The sequence below is a fragment of the Streptomyces sp. NBC_01515 genome (assembly GCF_045040345.1).
Classification (GTDB): domain Bacteria; phylum Actinomycetota; class Actinomycetes; order Streptomycetales; family Streptomycetaceae; genus Streptomyces.
In genome coordinates, this window is the sequence record NZ_CP109416.1 from 9,111,030 (window position 1) to 9,127,643 (window position 16,614).

The window sequence follows — 16,614 nt, forward strand, 5'->3', positions numbered from 1 at the left end:
GTCACGCCATCTCCTCGCCGAGCGGGTGCGGATTGGGCACGATGCGCCGGGCGTTGGGCCTGCCCGGAGCCTTGAGGAAGAGCGCCAGCACCGCGGAGGCCAGGCCCACCGAACCGGCCAGGACGAACGCGCCGTGGTAGTCCCACTCACCCACGACGACCGCGCCCAGACCGGAGCCGACGAGCCCCGAGATCAGCTTCGAGCTGTAGACCATCCCGTAGTTGCTGGCGTTGTTGTTCTCACCGAAGTAGTCGGCCGTCATGGCCGCGAACAGCGGGAAGATCGCCCCGCCGCCGAAACCCGAGACCATGGAGCAGAACAGGAAGAACGGCATGCTGCCCATCTGGCCCGAGACCAGCACACCGAACTGCGCGGTGCCGAGCACCAGACACACGATGATCAGCGTGTGGCGGCGGCCGTAGCGGTCGGAGATCCAGCCGATGACACCGCGCCCGGTGCCGTTCACGATCGCCTTGAGGGACATCGCCGTGGCCACGATCCCGCCCGCGAAGCCCATGTCCTTGCCGAACGGCACCTGGAAGGCGATGCCGAAGATGTTGATGCCGGCCGTGCACAGCAGACAGAACCACATCATCCAGAGCACGGGGGTACGGGCGGCCTCCTTGGGTGTGTACTGCTTGATCGCCGGCGGGTTCTTCTCCAACGCCCGCCGGATCCTGGGGTCTTGGGCCGCTGTGAGCGGATCGACGTGCGCGGGCCACCAGTTCTTCGGCGGATCGCGGAAGAACCAGCCCGCCGACGCCACCACCAGACACAGGCCCACGCCGACCAGGCTCAGCAGCACCCTGTAGTTGCCGAGGTCGAGCACGGAGGTGAAGAGGAACACGAACGGCACGGACCCGTAGGCGAATCCGCCGTTGACGAAGCCCGTCTTGCCGCCCTTGCGCTCCGGATACCACTTGCCGACCATGTTCACGCAGGTCGCATACACCAGACCGGCGCCGATACCGCTGCACATGCCGAAGCCGAAGTAGGCGACGAGCACGTTCGGCGCGAAGGCCAGCGCCAGATAGCCCACCAGGGTGCCGAGCGCGCCGATCAACATGGCCGTACGGGCCGGGAGTTGCCCGCTCTCGCGCAACCGCCCGGCCGGGAAGGCCACGGCCGCCTGGAAGAACACCCAGACGCCCATCAGCCAGAAGATGTGCCCACTGCTCCACAGATGCGCGTCGTGGAGCGTTTCCTCCGCAGACGTGAACGCGTACTCGGCGGAGCTGATGCCCATCATGCCCACCCAGGGCAGGACGACCATCCACTTGCGTGCCCGGCCCATGATGTCGACATCGGATTCACCGATGCGGTACACGCGGCCGTGACGGTCCGTCACCTCTCTGTAGGGGACGGACGTTTGGTAGTCCGTTGTTGCCATCGCTCAGTGCCCCTTGCGTCGAAAGTTCTGGCCAGCGCCCCCTGTCCAATGCCTTTCGCGTGCGCACGGGTCCCCGGGGCCGGCCGACCGCACTGCCGGCCGGCCCCGCGTCGGCTCACGTCATGAACCACCGCCCAACAGCCCTGCCGCGCGCGCCCATTGGTACTTCGCACCCAGCACGGCCACCGGCTTCTCCGTCGTGTACGGGTACGCCACGACCCCGCGCTCGTACAGGTACTGGCAGGCCTCCTCGACCTCGACGTCACCCGCGAGTGAGGCCACCACCGGCTTCTCGATGCCGCGTTCCTTGAACTCGGCGACCACGCGCGCGGTGAGCTCCGCGAAGACCATCGGGGGAGTGACGATGGTGTGCCAGTAGCCGAGCACCAGCGCGTGGATGCGCGGGTCCTCCAGACCTAGCCGAATCGTCGCCTCGTACGTCGACGGCGGCTCGCCCCCGGTGATGTCGACCGGATTGCCCGCGGCCCCGAACGGCGGGATGAACTCCCGGAAGGACGCGTCCAGATCGGCCGGAATCTCCATCAGGGAAAGGCCGTTGTCGGTCACCGCGTCGGAGAGCAGCACGCCACTGCCGCCGGCGCCGGTGATGATAACGACGTTGTCCCCCTGGGGAGTTGGCAGCACGGGCAGGCCGCGCGCGTACTCCAGCATGTCGTTGAGCCCGGGGGCCCGGATGACTCCGGCCTGCTTCAGGATGTCGCTGTACACGGCGTCGTCGCCGGCCAGCGCGCCCGTGTGCGACCCGGCGGCCTTCGCGCCCGCCGCCGTACGGCCCGCCTTGAGCACCACAACTGGCTTGCGGGGCACGGTCTTTCGGGCCGCCTCCACGAACGCGCGGCCGTCCTTCAGGTCCTCCAGGTGCATCGCGATGCACTCGGTGTGCGGGTCCTCGCCGAACCAGGTCAGCAGGTCGTCCTCGTCCAGGTCCGACTTGTTGCCGAGCCCGACGATCGCCGACACCCCCGTCTTCGTGGTCCGCGCGAACCCCAGGATCGCCATCCCGATCCCACCGGACTGCGAGGTCAGCGCCACCCCGCCCTTCACGTCGTACGGCGTGCAGAACGTGGCGCACAGGTCGTGCCAGGTCGAGTAGTAGCCGTAGATGTTCGGCCCGAGGAGGCGGACGCCGTAACGCTCGGCGATCTCGACTATCTCTTCCTGGAGTTGGACCTCACCGGTCTCCGCGAAACCGGAGGGGATGAGGACGGCGTTGGGGATGTTCTTACGTCCCACCTCCTCCAGTGCCGCTGCCACGAACTTGGCGGGAATGGCGAAGACGGCCACATCCACCTCACCGGGAACGTCCGTGACACTCTTGTACGCCTTGCGGCCCAGAATGTCATCGGCCTTGGGGTTCACCGGATGGATCTCCCCGGCGAAGCCGCCGTCGACGAGGTTGCGCATCACCGAGTTGCCGATCTTGCCCTGCTCGTTCGAGGCACCGATCACGGCGACGGAGTTCGGCTCCATGAGGCGGCGCATGGTCGTCAGGATCTCGTCGCGTGTATACCGTCGACGGGCTACCGGCTGCGACTCGGCGAGGATGACGCGGATGTCCGCCGCGACCGCGCCCTCCGGTGTCGCGATCACCGGGTTGAGGTCCACCTCGGCGATCTCCGGGAAGTCCGCGACCAGTTGGGACACCCGGCGGATCTGCTCCGCGATCGCCCATCGGTCGACGGCCGGTGCGCCGCGCACACCGCGCAGGATCTCCGCCGCGCGGATCGAGTCCAGCATCGACAGCGCCTCGTCCGGGGTCACGGGCGCGAGCCGGAACGTCACGTCCTTGAGCACCTCGACGAGCACCCCGCCGAGCCCGAACGCGACCACCTTCCCGAACGTCGGATCGGTCACCGCGCCGACGATCACCTCCTGCCCCTGGGGCAGCAACTCCTGCACCTGGACGCCCTCGATGCGTGCGTCGGCGTCGTACGCCCGCGCGTTGTCGACGATCCTGTGGAACGCGGCCCGTACGTCCGCCGCGCCCTCGACCCCGACGATCACTCCGCCGGCGTCGGTCTTGTGCAGGATGTCGGGGGACACGATCTTCATCACCACCGGCCCGCCGAACCGTGCCGCGTACGCCACCGCCTCGTCGACGTCCGTCGCCAACTCCTCACCCGGTACGGCGATCCCGTACGCGTCGGCGATCACCTTGCCCTCGGGCGCGGTCAGCGCGAACCGTCCCTCGGCCCGCACGGAGTCGAGAAGTGCGCGCACCCTCAGGGTCCGGTCCTCTGCCATCACGTCAGATCACCCCGTTCGACTTGAGGAGGCGCAACTCGTCGTCGCCGAGACCGAGTTCGCCGATGTAGACCTCTTCGTTGTGCTCACCGAGCAACGGTGAACTGGTCACGTCCACAGGGGAGTCGGAGAGCTTGAGCGGGCTGCCCACGGTGACGAACTCGCCGCGCTCGGGGTGCGGGACCGTCACGACCATCTCGTTGGCGACCAGCGACTCGTCCTCGATGATCTCCCTGGTCGACAGGATCGGCCCGCACGGGATGTTGTGCGCGTTGAGCCGCTCCAGCACCTCCCACTTGGGCAGCGTGGACGACCACTCCTCGATCAGCTGGAACATCTTGGAGAGCTGCGGCAACCGGGCCTCGGGCGTGGCCCATTCGGGGTCCCCGGCCAGTTCGGGCCGGCCGATCAGTTCGGTGAGCGGCTTCCAGCCGACCGGCTGCACGATGACGTACACGTAGTCGTTCGGGCCGCCCGGCGCGCACTTGACCGCCCAGCCGGGCTGACCGCCGCCGGACGCGTTGCCCGAGCGGGGCACCTCGTCGCCGAAGTCGTCGTTCGGGTACTCGGCAAGCGGTCCGTGCGCCAGGCGCTGCTGGTCGCGCAGCTTCACCCGGCACAGGTTCAGCACGGCGTGCTGCATGGCGACGTTGACGCGCTGGCCGCGGCCGGTGCTCTCCCGCTGGAAGAGTGCCGCCAGTATCCCGGCTACTGTATGCACTCCTGTGCCGGAGTCACCGATCTGAGCGCCCGTGGCCAGCGGCGGCCCGTCCTCGAAGCCGGTGGTCGACATCGACCCGCCCATCGCCTGCGCGACGACCTCGTACGCCTTGAAGTTGGTGTACGGACCGTCCCCGAAGCCCTTGATGGACGCATACACAATGCGGGGATTGATCTCCTGTATGCGATCCCAGGTGAACCCCATACGGTCGACCGCGCCCGGCCCGAAGTTCTCGACCATGACGTCGGAGCGCCGGATCAGCTCGGTGAGGATCTCCTTGCCGCGCTCGGTCTTGGTGTTGAGGGTGATGCTCCGCTTGTTGCAGTTGAGCATCGTGAAGTAGAGCGAGTCGACGTCCGGGAGGTCGCGCAGCTGCTTGCGCGTGATGTCACCGGTCGGCGCCTCCAGCTTGACGACGTCGGCGCCGAGCCAGGCGAGGAGTTGGGTCGCGGAGGGGCCGGACTGGACGTGCGTCATGTCGAGGACGCGGATGCCCTCAAGTGCCCTTGCGGTCATGGCCGTTCACCTCACTTGTACATCGTCTGGTTCATGGTTCCGGGGGCGTACGCGTCCGGGTCGACCCAGACGTTGATCAGTGACGGCTTGCCCGACTCGCGGGCGCGCTGGAGCGCGGGGCCGATGTCGGCGGGGTCGCGGACCTCCTCGCCGTAACCGCCCAGCATCTGGGCGAACTTGTCGTAGTGGACGTCCCCGAGGGTGTTGCCGACCCGCTCGCGCTCCAGGCCGTACTTGGCGGCCTGGCCGTAACGGATCTGGTTCATCGAGGAGTTGTTGCCGACGATGCCGACGAAGGGCAGGTCGTAGCGGACGAGGGTCTCGAAGTCCCAGCCGGTGAGGGAGAACGCGCCGTCGCCGAACAGTGCGACGACCTCCTTGTCGGGCCGTGCCTGCTTCGCCGCGAGGACGAACGGGATCCCGACGCCGAGGGTGCCGAGCGGGCCCGGATCCATCCAGTGGCCGGGCGACTTGGGCTGCACGACCTGGCCGGAGAAGGTGACGATGTCGCCGCCGTCGCCGATGTAGATCGAGTCCTCGGTGAGGAAGTCGTTGATCTCGCTGACCAGTCGGTACGGGTGGATCGGTGAGGCGTCCGACTTGAGACTCGGCAACCGCTTCTCGATCGCGGCCTGTTCGGCGGCGCGCAGCTCGTCGAGCCATTCCTTGCGCCGGGACGCACCGCCGTTGAGACGTCCCGATGCGGCTTCCGCGACCGACTTCAGGACGAGTCCCGCGTCGCCGACGATGCCGAGGCCGATGTCGCGGTTCTTGCCGACGGTGCGGTAGTCGAGGTCGATCTGCACGACGGTCGCGTCGGGGGAGAGCCGCTTGCCGTAGCCCATGCGGAAGTCGAAGGGCGTGCCGACGATGACGATGACGTCGGCGTTGGAGAAGGCGTACCGGCGCGACAGTTGGAAGTGGTGCGGGTCGCCGGGCGGGAGGGTGCCGCGCCCCGCGCCGTTCATGTACGCGGGGATGTTGAGGGTGCGGACGAGGTCGATGGCCGCCTCGGTGCCGCGAGTTGTCCACACCTGGCTGCCCAACAGGATCGCCGGCTTCTCGGCGTGGACCAGCAGGTCGGCGAGCTTCTCGATCGCCTCGGGGTCACCGGCCGACCGGGGCGAGGCACGGTAGGCACCGGGCTTCGGGACCCGCGCCCTGCCCACCGGCACCTTCGCGTCGAGGACGTCACGCGGGATCTCCAGGAAGGACGGGCCGGGCGCGCCGTGATAGCACTCGCGGAACGCCATCGACACCATGTCGGCGGCGCGCGCCGTGTCCGGCACGGTCGCCGCGAACTTGGTGATCGGCGTCATCATGTCGACGTGCGGCAGGTCCTGCAGGGACCCCATCTTGTGCTGGGTCAGGGCCCCTTGACCGCCGATCAGCAGCATCGGCGACTCGGCGCGGAAGGCGTTGGCGACACCGGTCACGGCGTCGGTCGTACCGGGACCCGCGGTGACCACCGCGCACCCCGGCCTGCCGGTGATGCGTGCGTAGCCGTCCGCCGCGTGGGCTGCCACCTGCTCGTGGCGTACGTCGACGACTTCTATGCCCTCGTCGACGCAGCCGTCGTAGATGTCGATGATGTGGCCGCCGCACAGGGTGTAGATGCGGTCGACCCCCTCGGCCTTCAGGGCTTTGGCGACGAGATGACCACCGGAAATCACGTCCTGGGTGTCGTCGGGCATGGCGAAGTCCTGTCCCTTCGTAGGGGGTTGGAACGCTCTCGCGGTACATTGCATACAGTCGACGAATACTGTATGAAACTTGTTATCCCGCATCCGGTGGGTGGTGTCCAGGGGGCGTGCGGCACTTTTAGGTGAGGAGCCCGGATGGATCTGTACGAGCACCAGGCAAGGGAACTCTTCGAAGAACACGGCATCTTGGTGCCCCGGGCGGAGGTCACCGCCTCGTCCAAGGAAGCACGGGAGATCGCCCGCAGGCTGGGCGGACGTGTCGTGGTGAAGGCGCAGGTCAAGACCGGTGGGCGGGGTAAAGCGGGTGGCGTGAAGCTCGCCGCCGACCCGGCCGCCGCCGAGCTGACCGCACGCCAGATCCTCGGCATGGACATCAAGGGCCACACGGTCGGCAAGGTGATGCTGGCCCAACCGGTCGACATCGAGAGCGAGTTCTACGTCTCCTACGTCCTCGACCGCGCGGCGGGCCGCTTCCTCGCGATCGCCTCCGCGGAGGGCGGTATGGAGATCGAGGAGATCGCCGCCAGTCGACCGGAGGCGGTGGCCCGTATACACATCGACCCCAACGAGGGGGTCACCTCGGCCAACGCGGGCGAGATCGCCGAGGCGGCCGGCCTGCCGCCGCAGACCGTCGACGTCCTCGTACGGCTGTGGGAGGTGCTGGTCCGCGAGGACGCCGTCCTCGTCGAGGTGAACCCGCTCGTGCGGACGAGGCAGGGGCAGATCCTCGCCCTCGACGGCAAGGTCACCCTCGACGACAACGCCCGCTTCCGGCAGGCGCGTTGGGGTGCCGAGGGGGCGGCGCACGACGATCCGCTGGAGGCGGCCGCCGCCGCGAAGGGGCTCAACTACGTCAAGCTCGACGGCGAGGTCGGCATCATCGGCAACGGCGCGGGCCTGGTCATGTCGACGCTCGACGTGGTCGCAGGGTGCGGTGCCCGCCCCGCCAACTTCCTCGACATCGGCGGTGGGGCATCCGCCCAGATCATGGCCGACGGGCTGTCCGTCATCCTCTCCGACCCGGCCGTGAAGTCGGTGTTCGTCAACGTCTTCGGCGGCATCACCGCCTGTGACGCGGTGGCCGACGGCATCGTACGGGCCCTGGAATCCGTGCAGTTGACCAAGCCGCTGGTCGTCCGGCTCGATGGCAACAACGCGGCTCAGGGCCGAGCCATCCTCGCCGGGCACGCGCATCCGCTGGTCCAGCAGGCCACCACCATGGACGGCGCCGCCCGCCGCGCCGCCGACCTCGCCAACGCACGCTAAGGAGCCGGGACATGGCGATCTACCTCACCAAGGAGAGCAAGGTCCTCGTCCAGGGCATGACCGGCGGCGAGGGCATGAAGCACACCCGCCGCATGCTCGCGGCCGGCACGAACGTCGTCGGCGGCGTCAACCCCCGCAAGGCGGGCCGTACCGTCGACTTCGACGACCGGGCCGTGCCGGTCTTCGGATCGGTCGCCGACGGTTTGCGGTCGACGGGAGCCGATGTCAGCGTCGTGTTCGTGCCGCCCGCCTTCGCGAAGGCGGCCGTGATCGAGGCCGCCGACGCGGGCATCGGCCTCGCCGTCGTCATCACCGAGGGCATCCCCGTCCACGACTCGGTCGCCTTCACGGCGTACGCCACGTCGAAGGGCACCCGGATCATCGGCCCCAACTGCCCCGGCCTGATCACCCCCGGCCAGGCCAACGCGGGCATCATCCCCGCCGACATCACCAAGCCGGGCCGCATCGGCCTGGTGTCCAAGTCGGGCACGCTCACCTATCAACTCATGTACGAACTACGGGACATCGGCTTCTCGACCTGCGTCGGCATCGGCGGAGACCCCGTCGTCGGCACGACCCACATCGACTGCCTCGCCGCGTTCCAGGACGACCCCGACACCGAACTCGTCGTCCTCATCGGGGAGATCGGCGGCGACGCGGAGGAACGAGCGGCGGCGTACATCCGCGACCACGTCTCCAAGCCGGTCGTCGGCTACATCGCGGGCTTCACCGCACCCGAGGGCAAGACCATGGGCCACGCGGGCGCCATCGTGTCGGGCTCCTCCGGTACGGCGGCGGCGAAGAAGGAGGCGCTGGAGGCCGTAGGAGTGAAGGTCGGAAGCACGCCGACGGAGACCGCGCGGCTGGTGTTGGACCGGTTGAATCTGCCGTGAGCGGCGCCGGCCCTCCCGTGAGCGACACGTGACGTCACTCATAGTTGTTGTGCCGTGACTGTTGCGCTCCTTAGAGCGCAACTAGCTTCATCTGTACGGCGGTTCGTACGTTGGACCGTTCCTGCCTCACCCCGCCCCGACTGTGCACCGAGAGCGGAGCAGAAGCATGGCATCAACCCTCAGCCCCAGCCTCACTGTTCATCCCCCGACCCTCAAGGCGGGCACGTCCTGGAGTGACGCCTGGCGGCGTTGCCTCACCGTCGCCCCCGAGGCGTTCCAGGACGACCGTGTCCTCAACCTCTGGAACGCGGCCTGGCAGCGGGACGGCCGGGCCCTGCCCGCGACCAGCCCCGTGGACGGCAGCCCGATCGCCGGCCCGCCCCGTTTGGACCGGTCCACCGCCCACCAGGCCGTACGCGCCTCCCTCGACCAGCACCGCGCCTGGCGCCACGTCCCGCTCGACGAACGGCGTGCCCGCGTGGCCGCCACGCTGGACGCCCTGACCGAGCACCGCGAACTCCTCGCGCTGCTGCTGGTCTGGGAGATCGGCAAGCCGTGGCGGCTCGCGCAGGCGGACGTGGACCGGTCCATCGACGGCGTGCGCTGGTACGTCGACGGCATCGAGCCGATGCTGGCCGGCCGCACCCCGCTGGACGGCCCGGTGTCCAACATCGCGAGCTGGAACTACCCGATGAGCGTGCTCGTCCACGCCATGCTTGTGCAGGCGTTGGCGGGGAACGCGGTCATCGCCAAGACCCCGACCGACGGCGGCGTCGCCTGCCTCACCCTGGCCGCGGCGCTGGCCGCACGTGAGGGGATACCGGTCACCCTCGTCAGCGGCAGCGGGGGCGAGCTGTCGGAGGCGCTGGTCCGAGCCCCCGAGATCGGCTGCGTCTCCTTCGTCGGCGGGCGCGACACAGGGGCCACGGTGGCCACGGCCGTAGCCGACCTGGGCAAGCGGCACATCCTCGAACAGGAAGGACTCAACACCTGGGGCATCTGGAACCACACCGACTGGGACACGCTCACCGCGGTCATCCCCAAGCTCTTCGACTACGGCAAGCAGCGCTGCACGGCGTATCCGCGCTTCGTGGTCCAGCGTGAGCTGTTCGACGAGTTCCTCACGGCCTACCTCCCCGCGGTCCGAACCCTCCGTGTCGGCCACCCTCTTGCGGTCCGGCACGCCCAAGACCCGTACCCGGAACTGGACTTCGGCCCGGTGATCAACGCGGCCAAGGCCAAGGAGCTCCACGACCAGGTGGCCGAGGCGATCGACCGCGGCGCCGTACCCCTGCACCGAGGCAAGCTGTCCGAGGCCAACTTCCTTCCCGGGCAGGACACTTCGGCGTACGTCCGCCCCGTCACGCTCCTCAACCCGCCCCCGTCGTCCCCGCTGCACCACGCGGAACCGTTCGGCCCGGTCGACACCATCGTCCTCGTCGACACGGAGGCGGAACTGCTCGCCGCGATGAACGCGTCCAACGGCGCGCTGGTCGCCACCCTGTCCACCGACGACCGGGCGACCTACGACCGACTCGCCCCGCAGATCCGCGCGTTCAAGGTCGGCCACGGCACGCCACGCTCCCGCGGCGACCGCGACGAACTGTTCGGCGGGTTCGGCGCGTCCTGGCGCGGCGCCTTCGTCGGCGGCGAACTCCTCATCCGCGCGGTGACACACGGGCCGGTGGGGGAGCGGTTGCCCGGCAACTTCCCGGAGTACCAGCTCATGCCGTGACCGGCGGGTCCGGCGGGTCCGGCGGGTCCGGCTCACGCTGTGATCGGCGCGTAAGGCTCACGCCGTGATCTGCGGCCGGGCGGTGCTCGCGTCCGTCGAGTGCCGCCCGGCGATCACCGTGTCGGCCGGCGTGATCTCACCGGGGTCGCCTCCCGGACAGTACTGCTGGCCCGCGAAGTCGTAGACGTCCGTCCTGGCTCCGCGTGCCCCAATACAGTCGACGAATGGCCGACGATCAGCAACCCGCGCCCCTGGAGTCCCGGCTCGGATACCTCCTCAAGCACGCCCAGGCCAGACTGGCCAGAACGTCGGCGGAGGCGCTGGCGTCACACGGAGTGGACGGTCATGAGCTGGCCGTACTGGTGGTGCTCTCGGCGGGGGAGCTGTTGTCGCAGGTTGAGGCCGCCGGGCGGCTGGGTGTCGACCGGACCACGATGGTGTCGCTGATCGACGGCCTGGAGGACCACGGTCTGGTGGAGCGGCGCCGCAGCCCGCAGGACCGCCGGAAGAACATCGTCGAACTGACCCCGGAGGGCCGGGACTGTCTGCACGAGGCCGAGAAGGCCCGCCGTGCGGCGGAGCGCCGGTTCCTCGCTCCGCTGGACGAGGAAACGGCGGCGTCACTCGTCCGGGCGCTGCGGACGCTGGTGCTCACGGAGCGGGAGTGACGGGAGTGGCGGGAGTGGGCGGGAGTGGGCGGGAGCGGGCGGGAGTGGGTGGGCGTGGGTGGGTTGCGGAGTGGCGGAGTTCCGGCCCTGCGTCCGTAGTCGCTCGTGGACCCGTGGCGGCGACTTCCCGCAGGTCGCGGGCCCTGCGCGACCTGCTCTCCTCGGGGTGGATATGCAGGTGAAAGGCACTCCGAAAGCTTGGTATTGTTGTCCATGTCGCCGCGGGGAACACCCCCGGTCAGGCGGCAGACACCTGGTCCGGGTGGCGGAATGGCAGACGCGCTAGCTTGAGGTGCTAGTGCCCTTTAACGGGCGTGGGGGTTCAAGTCCCCCCTCGGACACAAACAGTACGCACAGCGGTGCTGACCGATTCCCGGTCGGCACCTTTTGCGTTTCATGGACGTACGTCCGCACGTGTCTGCAAGAACATGTATGGACTCCGGTCACAACTCTTGACGCGTGGTTCACGCGGATGAAGCATGCATCGGCGAGAGAGCGCTCCCAGATCCCCCCACCGTTCATTTCCTGAACCAGGAGTGTCGCCCCCCATGCCTCCTTCCTCCGCGGCTGCCTCGTCCTTCGGCCGAACTCCCCTTGCCCGCCGGTCGGTTCTCGGTGCCATGGCCGCGGCGGCGGCCGGGCTGGGGCTGCTCGCCCTGTCGTCGCCTGCGTCCGCCGCTCCCGAGCGTGCGCTGGACCTGCCGGGTGGCGGCGATCTCGGCCCGAACGTCATCGTCTTCGACCCGTCCACCGCCGGTATCCAGGCCAGGCTGGACGAGATCTTCGCCCAGCAGGAGACGGCCCAGTTCGGCACCGGCCGCTATCAACTGCTGTTCAAGCCGGGCACGTACAACGGGCTCAACGCCCAACTCGGCTTCTACACCTCGATCTCCGGACTCGGTCTGTCTCCCGACGACACCTCGATCAACGGTGACGTGACCGTCGACGCGGGCTGGTTCAACGGCAACGCCACGCAGAACTTCTGGCGTTCGGCGGAGAACCTCGCCCTCACCCCGGTGAGCGGTACCAACCGCTGGGCGGTCGCGCAGGCGGCGCCCTTCCGTCGGATGCACGTGCGCGGCGGCCTCAACCTCTGGCCCACCGGCTACGGTTGGGCCAGTGGCGGCTACATCGCCGACAGCCGGATCGACGGCCAGGTCCAGCCGTACTCGCAGCAGCAGTGGTACACCCGGGACAGTTCGGTCGGCGGCTGGCTCAACGCGGTCTGGAACATGGTGTTCTCGGGCGTCGAGGGAGCCCCGGCGCAGAGCTTCCCGAGCCCGCCGTACACCACGCTCGACACGACACCCGTCTCCCGCGAGAAGCCCTTCCTCTATCTCGACGGGAGCGACTACAAGGTCTTCCTGCCCGAACTGCGCACCGACGCGCGCGGCACGACCTGGGGGAGTGGTACGCCCAGAGGCACCTCGGTTCCGCTGACCCAGTTCTACGTCGCCCAGCCCGGCGTCACGGCGGCCACCCTCAACCAGGCGCTCACGCAGGGACTTCACCTCCTGCTGACCCCGGGCATCTACCACCTGGACCAGCCGATCGAGGTGAACAGTCCCAACACCGTTGTCCTGGGCCTGGGTTACGCAACTCTCGTCCCCGACAACGGAGTTACGGCCCTCAAGACCGCCGACGTCGACGGCGTACGGCTCGCCGGATTCCTCATCGACGCCGGCACCGTCAACTCCGCCACACTCCTCGAAGTCGGCCCCACGGGAGCGTCGGCGGACCACTCCGCCAACCCCACCACCGTCCAGGACGTGTTCGTCCGGATCGGCGGCGCGGGCGCGGGCCAGGCCACCACCAGCATGGTGATCAACAGCCGCCACACGATCGTCGACCACACCTGGCTCTGGCGCGCCGACCACGGCACGGGCATCGGCTGGGACACCAACCGCGCCGACTACGGACTCGTCGTCAACGGCGCCGACGTCCTGACCACCGGCCTCTTCGTCGAACACTTCAACAAGTACGACGTCCAGTGGAACGGCGAACGGGGCCGCACGATCTTCTTCCAGAACGAGAAGGCGTACGACGCCCCCAACCAGGCCGCCATCCAGAACGGCGACGTCAAGGGGTACGCGGCGTACAAGGTCGCCGACTCGGTGTCCACGCACGAGGCGTGGGGGCTGGGCAGTTACTGCTACTACAACGTCGACCCGACGATCGTGCAGCACAACGGCTTCGCGGTTCCGGACACCGCGGGCGTGAAGTTCCACGACGTGATGGTCGTCTCGCTCGGCGGCCAGGGGCAGTACGAGCACGTCATCAACGAGACGGGCTCGCCGACCTCGGGAACGGATACCGTGCCGTCCACGGTGACCTCGTACCCCTGACCGGACCGCCTCACCTCAGCTCACATCGCCTCGCCTCGCCTCACGTCACATCCTGAACTCCGTTGCGAGGGGCGGGTGTTGCGCGAGGGCTGGACACCCGTCCCGGGCGGTGCTGTCATCCATCGGTACCGCCCTTCCGCACCGTCCTTCCGCACCGCCTTTCGGTACCGCCCTTCCCTTCCGCACTTTCCGTCGCCGGAAAGGCAGTTGGCGCAGCACCCGCCCCTACGGCGGCTCACCCCGGCCCGTCCCGGCTCGCGCACCGGCCGTCCGCCGCGCCCGGTTCTGCCGGCACGAAGCAAGAGTTCTCCATGACGACCCCGTTAGGTGACATCCCGTCAGCATCGCCTGCTGACAACGATGTCGGACTCTCGTTGCCCATCGAAGGAGCCCCCATGCCCCACTCCGAAGACGACGGCCGCCCTCCCCTCACCACTGGACTGCCCCCGCTGACCAGACGTGACCTGCTGCGCTGGGGAGGAGTGGCCGCCGCAGGTGCCCTCGGCGGCCTCGGCATCGCCGGCTCACCCGCCCACGCTGCCACCGCCACCGCCACCGCCACCGCCACCGCCGCAGTTGAGTCCGCAGCCGCGACCTCGACGTTCAGCCCACTGCGCCCACCCGCCACCCCCCTCGCCGTACGGTCCCCGTACCTGACCACCTGGCTCGCCGGGGACAACCTGGCCGGCACCTGGCCCACCTTCTGGAACGGGCGGATCACCGCGCTGGCCGGCATCGCCCGGATCGACGGCACGCCGTACGTCTTCCTCGGCGCCCCGGCGCTGCCCGGCGGTCCGGCGCTCAGCACGATGACGCAGACGTCGTTGCAGCTCACGGCCACCCGGTCGATCTTCACGCTCACCGGGGGCGGCGTCACGCTGACGGTCACCTTCTTCTCGCCCGTGGACCTCGGCGACCTCCAGCGCCAGTGCGTGCCGCTGAGCTACATCAGCGTCCAGGCCGCGAGCGGCGACGGGGCGAGCCACACCGTGGACGTGCATGTCGACGCATCCGCGGAGTGGGTGCACGGCGACAGTTCCACCCAGGTCACCTGGGCGAAGCAGGCGACCGGCAGCATGACCACCCTGACCTGCCAGCCGGCCTCCCCGGGGGTGCTGGCCGAGAACAACGACCAGGCGTCGTGGGGTTCGCTGGTGCTGGCCGCCCCCACCGCGAGCGGGCTGACCTGGCAGATCGGCCAGGACACCGTCGTACGGGCGGCGTCCGCCGCGAACGGGACGCTGGCCGGCACCTCCGACACCGCCCAGCCCCGCGCGATCAACGACCGCTGGCCCGTGCTGGGCCTCAACCAGAACCTGGGCACCGTCACCGCCGCCGCGCCCTCGGCGGTGTTCCAGGTCGTCGTCGGCCATGTGCGCACCCCGGCGGTGAGCTACCTCGGCACGAACCTGAACCCGTGGTGGACGCACTACTGGAGTTCGTGGACCGCCATGCTCGACTGGTTCAACGGCGACCGCGCCGCCGCCCTGACCGCCGCCGTCGCCTTCGACAAGGCGATCCACGACGGTGCCGCGAGCGCCGCGGGCGGTGGTGACACCGGTGAGCACTACGCGGCCGTCTGCGCTCTGGCGGTGCGTCAGGCCGTGGCCGGGACGGAACTCGTCGACCGGAACGGCTCGCCGTGGGCGATGCTCAAGGAGATCTCCTCCAACGGCAACTTCTCGACCGTGGACGTGACTTACCCGGCGTCCCCCGCCTACCTGCACCTCTCGCCCGCGTATCTGCGGCTGCTGCTCGAACCGCACTTCCACTACGCCGAGCAGGACGGCTGGCCCAAGGTGTACGCCGAGCACGACCTCGGCTCCAGCTATCCGAACGCGACCGGGCACCTGGACGGCAACGAGGAGGCCATGCCGATCGAGGAGTCCGCCAACATGCTGATCATGGCGGCGGCCGTGGCCCAGCGCCTTCCGGCGGCCGACGCGGCCTCCTTCGCCACCGCGCACTACGCGATCCTCCACCAGTGGGCCGAGTACCTGGTGGCGAACGCCCTCGACCCGGAGAACCAGAACCAGACCGACGACTTCACCGGCTGGATCGCGCACAGCGCCAACCTCGCGCTCAAGGGCATCATCGGCATCGGCGCGATGAGCGTGATCGCCAAGGCGGCGTCCAACTCCTCCGACGCGGCGCACTACTTGACGGTGGCCCGTGGCTACATCAGCCGGTGGGTCACCCTGGCCCAGGACTCCTCGGGCACGCACCTCAAACTCGCCTACGACCAGGACGGCACCTGGAGCCTGAAGTACAACGGCTACGCCGACCGCCTGCTGGGCGTGGACCTGGTGCCCACCGGGGTGGCCGCGCAGGAGGCCGCCTGGTACTTGTCCAAGGCGGGCACGTACGGCGTGCTCCTGGACCCGCGCAACGACTACACCAAGACCGACTGGGAGGTGTGGACCGCGGCCTGGCTGGCCGACCACCCGGACACCCGCGCCATGCTGATCAACGGGGTCTACGGCTTCGCCAACACCACGCCGTCGAGGGTGCCGTTCACCGACTGGTACGTCGTCGCCAGCGGCGCCCAACGGGGCTTCGCCGACCGGCCCGTGATCGGCGGCGTGCTCGCCCTGCTGAACGCACCGGCGGCCGACTCCGTCCCCTGGAAACGTATCCAGAACAAGAACTCCGGCAAGCTGCTCGCCGTCAGCGGCATGTCCCTGGCCGACAGCGCCGAGGTCACCCAGTACGAGGACAACGGCACCGCCGACCACCTGTGGACCGTGGTGGACAACGGCGACGGCACCGTGAAGATCTACAACCGCAACTCCGGCAAACTGCTCGCCGTCCACAACCAGAGCCTCGACGACGGCGCCCACGTCCAGCAGTACAACGACAACGGCACCCAGGACCACCTCTGGCGCCTCGTCGACAACGGCGACGGCTGGACGAAGATCGTCAACGTGCGCAGCGGCAAACTCATGGCCGTCGACGGAGCCTCCCAGGCCAACAGCGCCCAGGTGACCCAGTGGAACGACAACGGCACCTCCGACCACCTCTGGCGGCTCCTCTGATCCACTTCCGAGGCAGCCGACCTCCCTGAACGCGCGGCGCGCGGAGTGTCCCGTCCGGGCCACCCCGCGCGCGAAGT

At 69.0% G+C, this 16,614-nt stretch carries 10 protein-coding genes and 1 tRNA gene; 7 read left to right on the top strand and 4 right to left on the bottom strand.

What is annotated here, in order from left to right:
- Position 1 precedes the first annotated feature (1 nt).
- The 4 genes from OG407_RS40720 to OG407_RS40735 all read right to left on the bottom strand — a co-directional run bounded on the left by OG407_RS40720 (position 2) and on the right by OG407_RS40735 (position 6,586).
- Positions 2-1,390 (bottom strand): OFA family MFS transporter, encoded by a 1,389-nt coding sequence (locus tag OG407_RS40720; RefSeq protein ID WP_405865188.1) that lies wholly within the window; start codon positions 1,388-1,390, stop codon positions 2-4.
- Positions 1,391-1,510: 120 nt separating this feature from the next.
- Positions 1,511-3,655, bottom strand: a complete 2,145-nt coding sequence (locus OG407_RS40725; protein ID WP_405865190.1) for an acetate--CoA ligase family protein — start codon at positions 3,653-3,655, stop codon at positions 1,511-1,513.
- A gap of 4 nt (positions 3,656-3,659) precedes the next feature.
- Positions 3,660-4,892, bottom strand: coding sequence for a formyl-CoA transferase (gene frc, locus OG407_RS40730; RefSeq protein WP_405865192.1), 1,233 nt, complete (start codon positions 4,890-4,892; stop codon positions 3,660-3,662).
- A gap of 11 nt (positions 4,893-4,903) precedes the next feature.
- The gene (locus OG407_RS40735; RefSeq protein WP_405865194.1) at positions 4,904-6,586 is read right to left on the bottom strand and encodes a thiamine pyrophosphate-binding protein; all 1,683 of its coding nucleotides are present in this window, start codon (positions 6,584-6,586) and stop codon (positions 4,904-4,906) included.
- A 144-nt stretch (positions 6,587-6,730) separates the two neighbouring features.
- On the opposite strand from OG407_RS40735, the gene sucC reads away from it, so the two are divergent.
- From sucC to OG407_RS40770, 7 genes are all read left to right on the top strand, one after another.
- On the top strand, positions 6,731-7,861 hold the full coding sequence (gene sucC / locus OG407_RS40740) for an ADP-forming succinate--CoA ligase subunit beta (RefSeq protein WP_405865196.1): 1,131 nt from the start codon (positions 6,731-6,733) through the stop codon (positions 7,859-7,861).
- Positions 7,862-7,872: 11 nt separating this feature from the next.
- Complete coding sequence (gene sucD / locus OG407_RS40745) at positions 7,873-8,754, top strand: succinate--CoA ligase subunit alpha (RefSeq protein ID WP_405865198.1); 882 nt, start codon at positions 7,873-7,875, stop codon at positions 8,752-8,754.
- A gap of 166 nt (positions 8,755-8,920) precedes the next feature.
- Positions 8,921-10,489 carry an aldehyde dehydrogenase family protein gene (locus tag OG407_RS40750; protein ID WP_405865200.1) on the top strand — a complete coding sequence of 523 codons (1,569 nt, stop codon included), beginning with the start codon at positions 8,921-8,923 and terminating at the stop codon, positions 10,487-10,489.
- A gap of 224 nt (positions 10,490-10,713) precedes the next feature.
- A complete protein-coding gene (locus tag OG407_RS40755; protein WP_405865202.1) occupies positions 10,714-11,157 on the top strand; it encodes a MarR family winged helix-turn-helix transcriptional regulator in 444 nt (147 codons plus the stop codon).
- Positions 11,158-11,413: 256 nt separating this feature from the next.
- A tRNA-Leu gene (locus tag OG407_RS40760) sits at positions 11,414-11,498 on the top strand.
- A gap of 207 nt (positions 11,499-11,705) precedes the next feature.
- Complete coding sequence (locus tag OG407_RS40765; protein ID WP_405865204.1) at positions 11,706-13,502, top strand: coagulation factor 5/8 type domain-containing protein; 1,797 nt, start codon at positions 11,706-11,708, stop codon at positions 13,500-13,502.
- Between the two features lie 395 nt (positions 13,503-13,897).
- Positions 13,898-16,537, top strand: coding sequence for a glutaminase domain-containing protein (locus OG407_RS40770; protein ID WP_405865206.1), 2,640 nt, complete (start codon positions 13,898-13,900; stop codon positions 16,535-16,537).
- The last annotated feature ends 77 nt before the right edge of the window (positions 16,538-16,614 follow it).

Bases quoted from the DNA above. Each gene is read 5' to 3' on its own strand.
- OG407_RS40720 (WP_405865188.1), bottom strand. From the start codon at position 1,390: ATGGCAACAACGGACTACCAAACGTCCGTCCCCTACAGAGAGGTGACG.
- OG407_RS40725 (WP_405865190.1), bottom strand. From the start codon at position 3,655: ATGGCAGAGGACCGGACCCTGAGGGTGCGCGCACTTCTCGACTCCGTG.
- frc (WP_405865192.1), bottom strand. From the start codon at position 4,892: ATGACCGCAAGGGCACTTGAGGGCATCCGCGTCCTCGACATGACGCAC.
- OG407_RS40735 (WP_405865194.1), bottom strand. From the start codon at position 6,586: ATGCCCGACGACACCCAGGACGTGATTTCCGGTGGTCATCTCGTCGCC.
- sucC (WP_405865196.1), top strand. From the start codon at position 6,731: ATGGATCTGTACGAGCACCAGGCAAGGGAACTCTTCGAAGAACACGGC.
- sucD (WP_405865198.1), top strand. From the start codon at position 7,873: ATGGCGATCTACCTCACCAAGGAGAGCAAGGTCCTCGTCCAGGGCATG.
- OG407_RS40750 (WP_405865200.1), top strand. From the start codon at position 8,921: ATGGCATCAACCCTCAGCCCCAGCCTCACTGTTCATCCCCCGACCCTC.
- OG407_RS40755 (WP_405865202.1), top strand. From the start codon at position 10,714: ATGGCCGACGATCAGCAACCCGCGCCCCTGGAGTCCCGGCTCGGATAC.
- OG407_RS40765 (WP_405865204.1), top strand. From the start codon at position 11,706: ATGCCTCCTTCCTCCGCGGCTGCCTCGTCCTTCGGCCGAACTCCCCTT.
- OG407_RS40770 (WP_405865206.1), top strand. From the start codon at position 13,898: ATGCCCCACTCCGAAGACGACGGCCGCCCTCCCCTCACCACTGGACTG.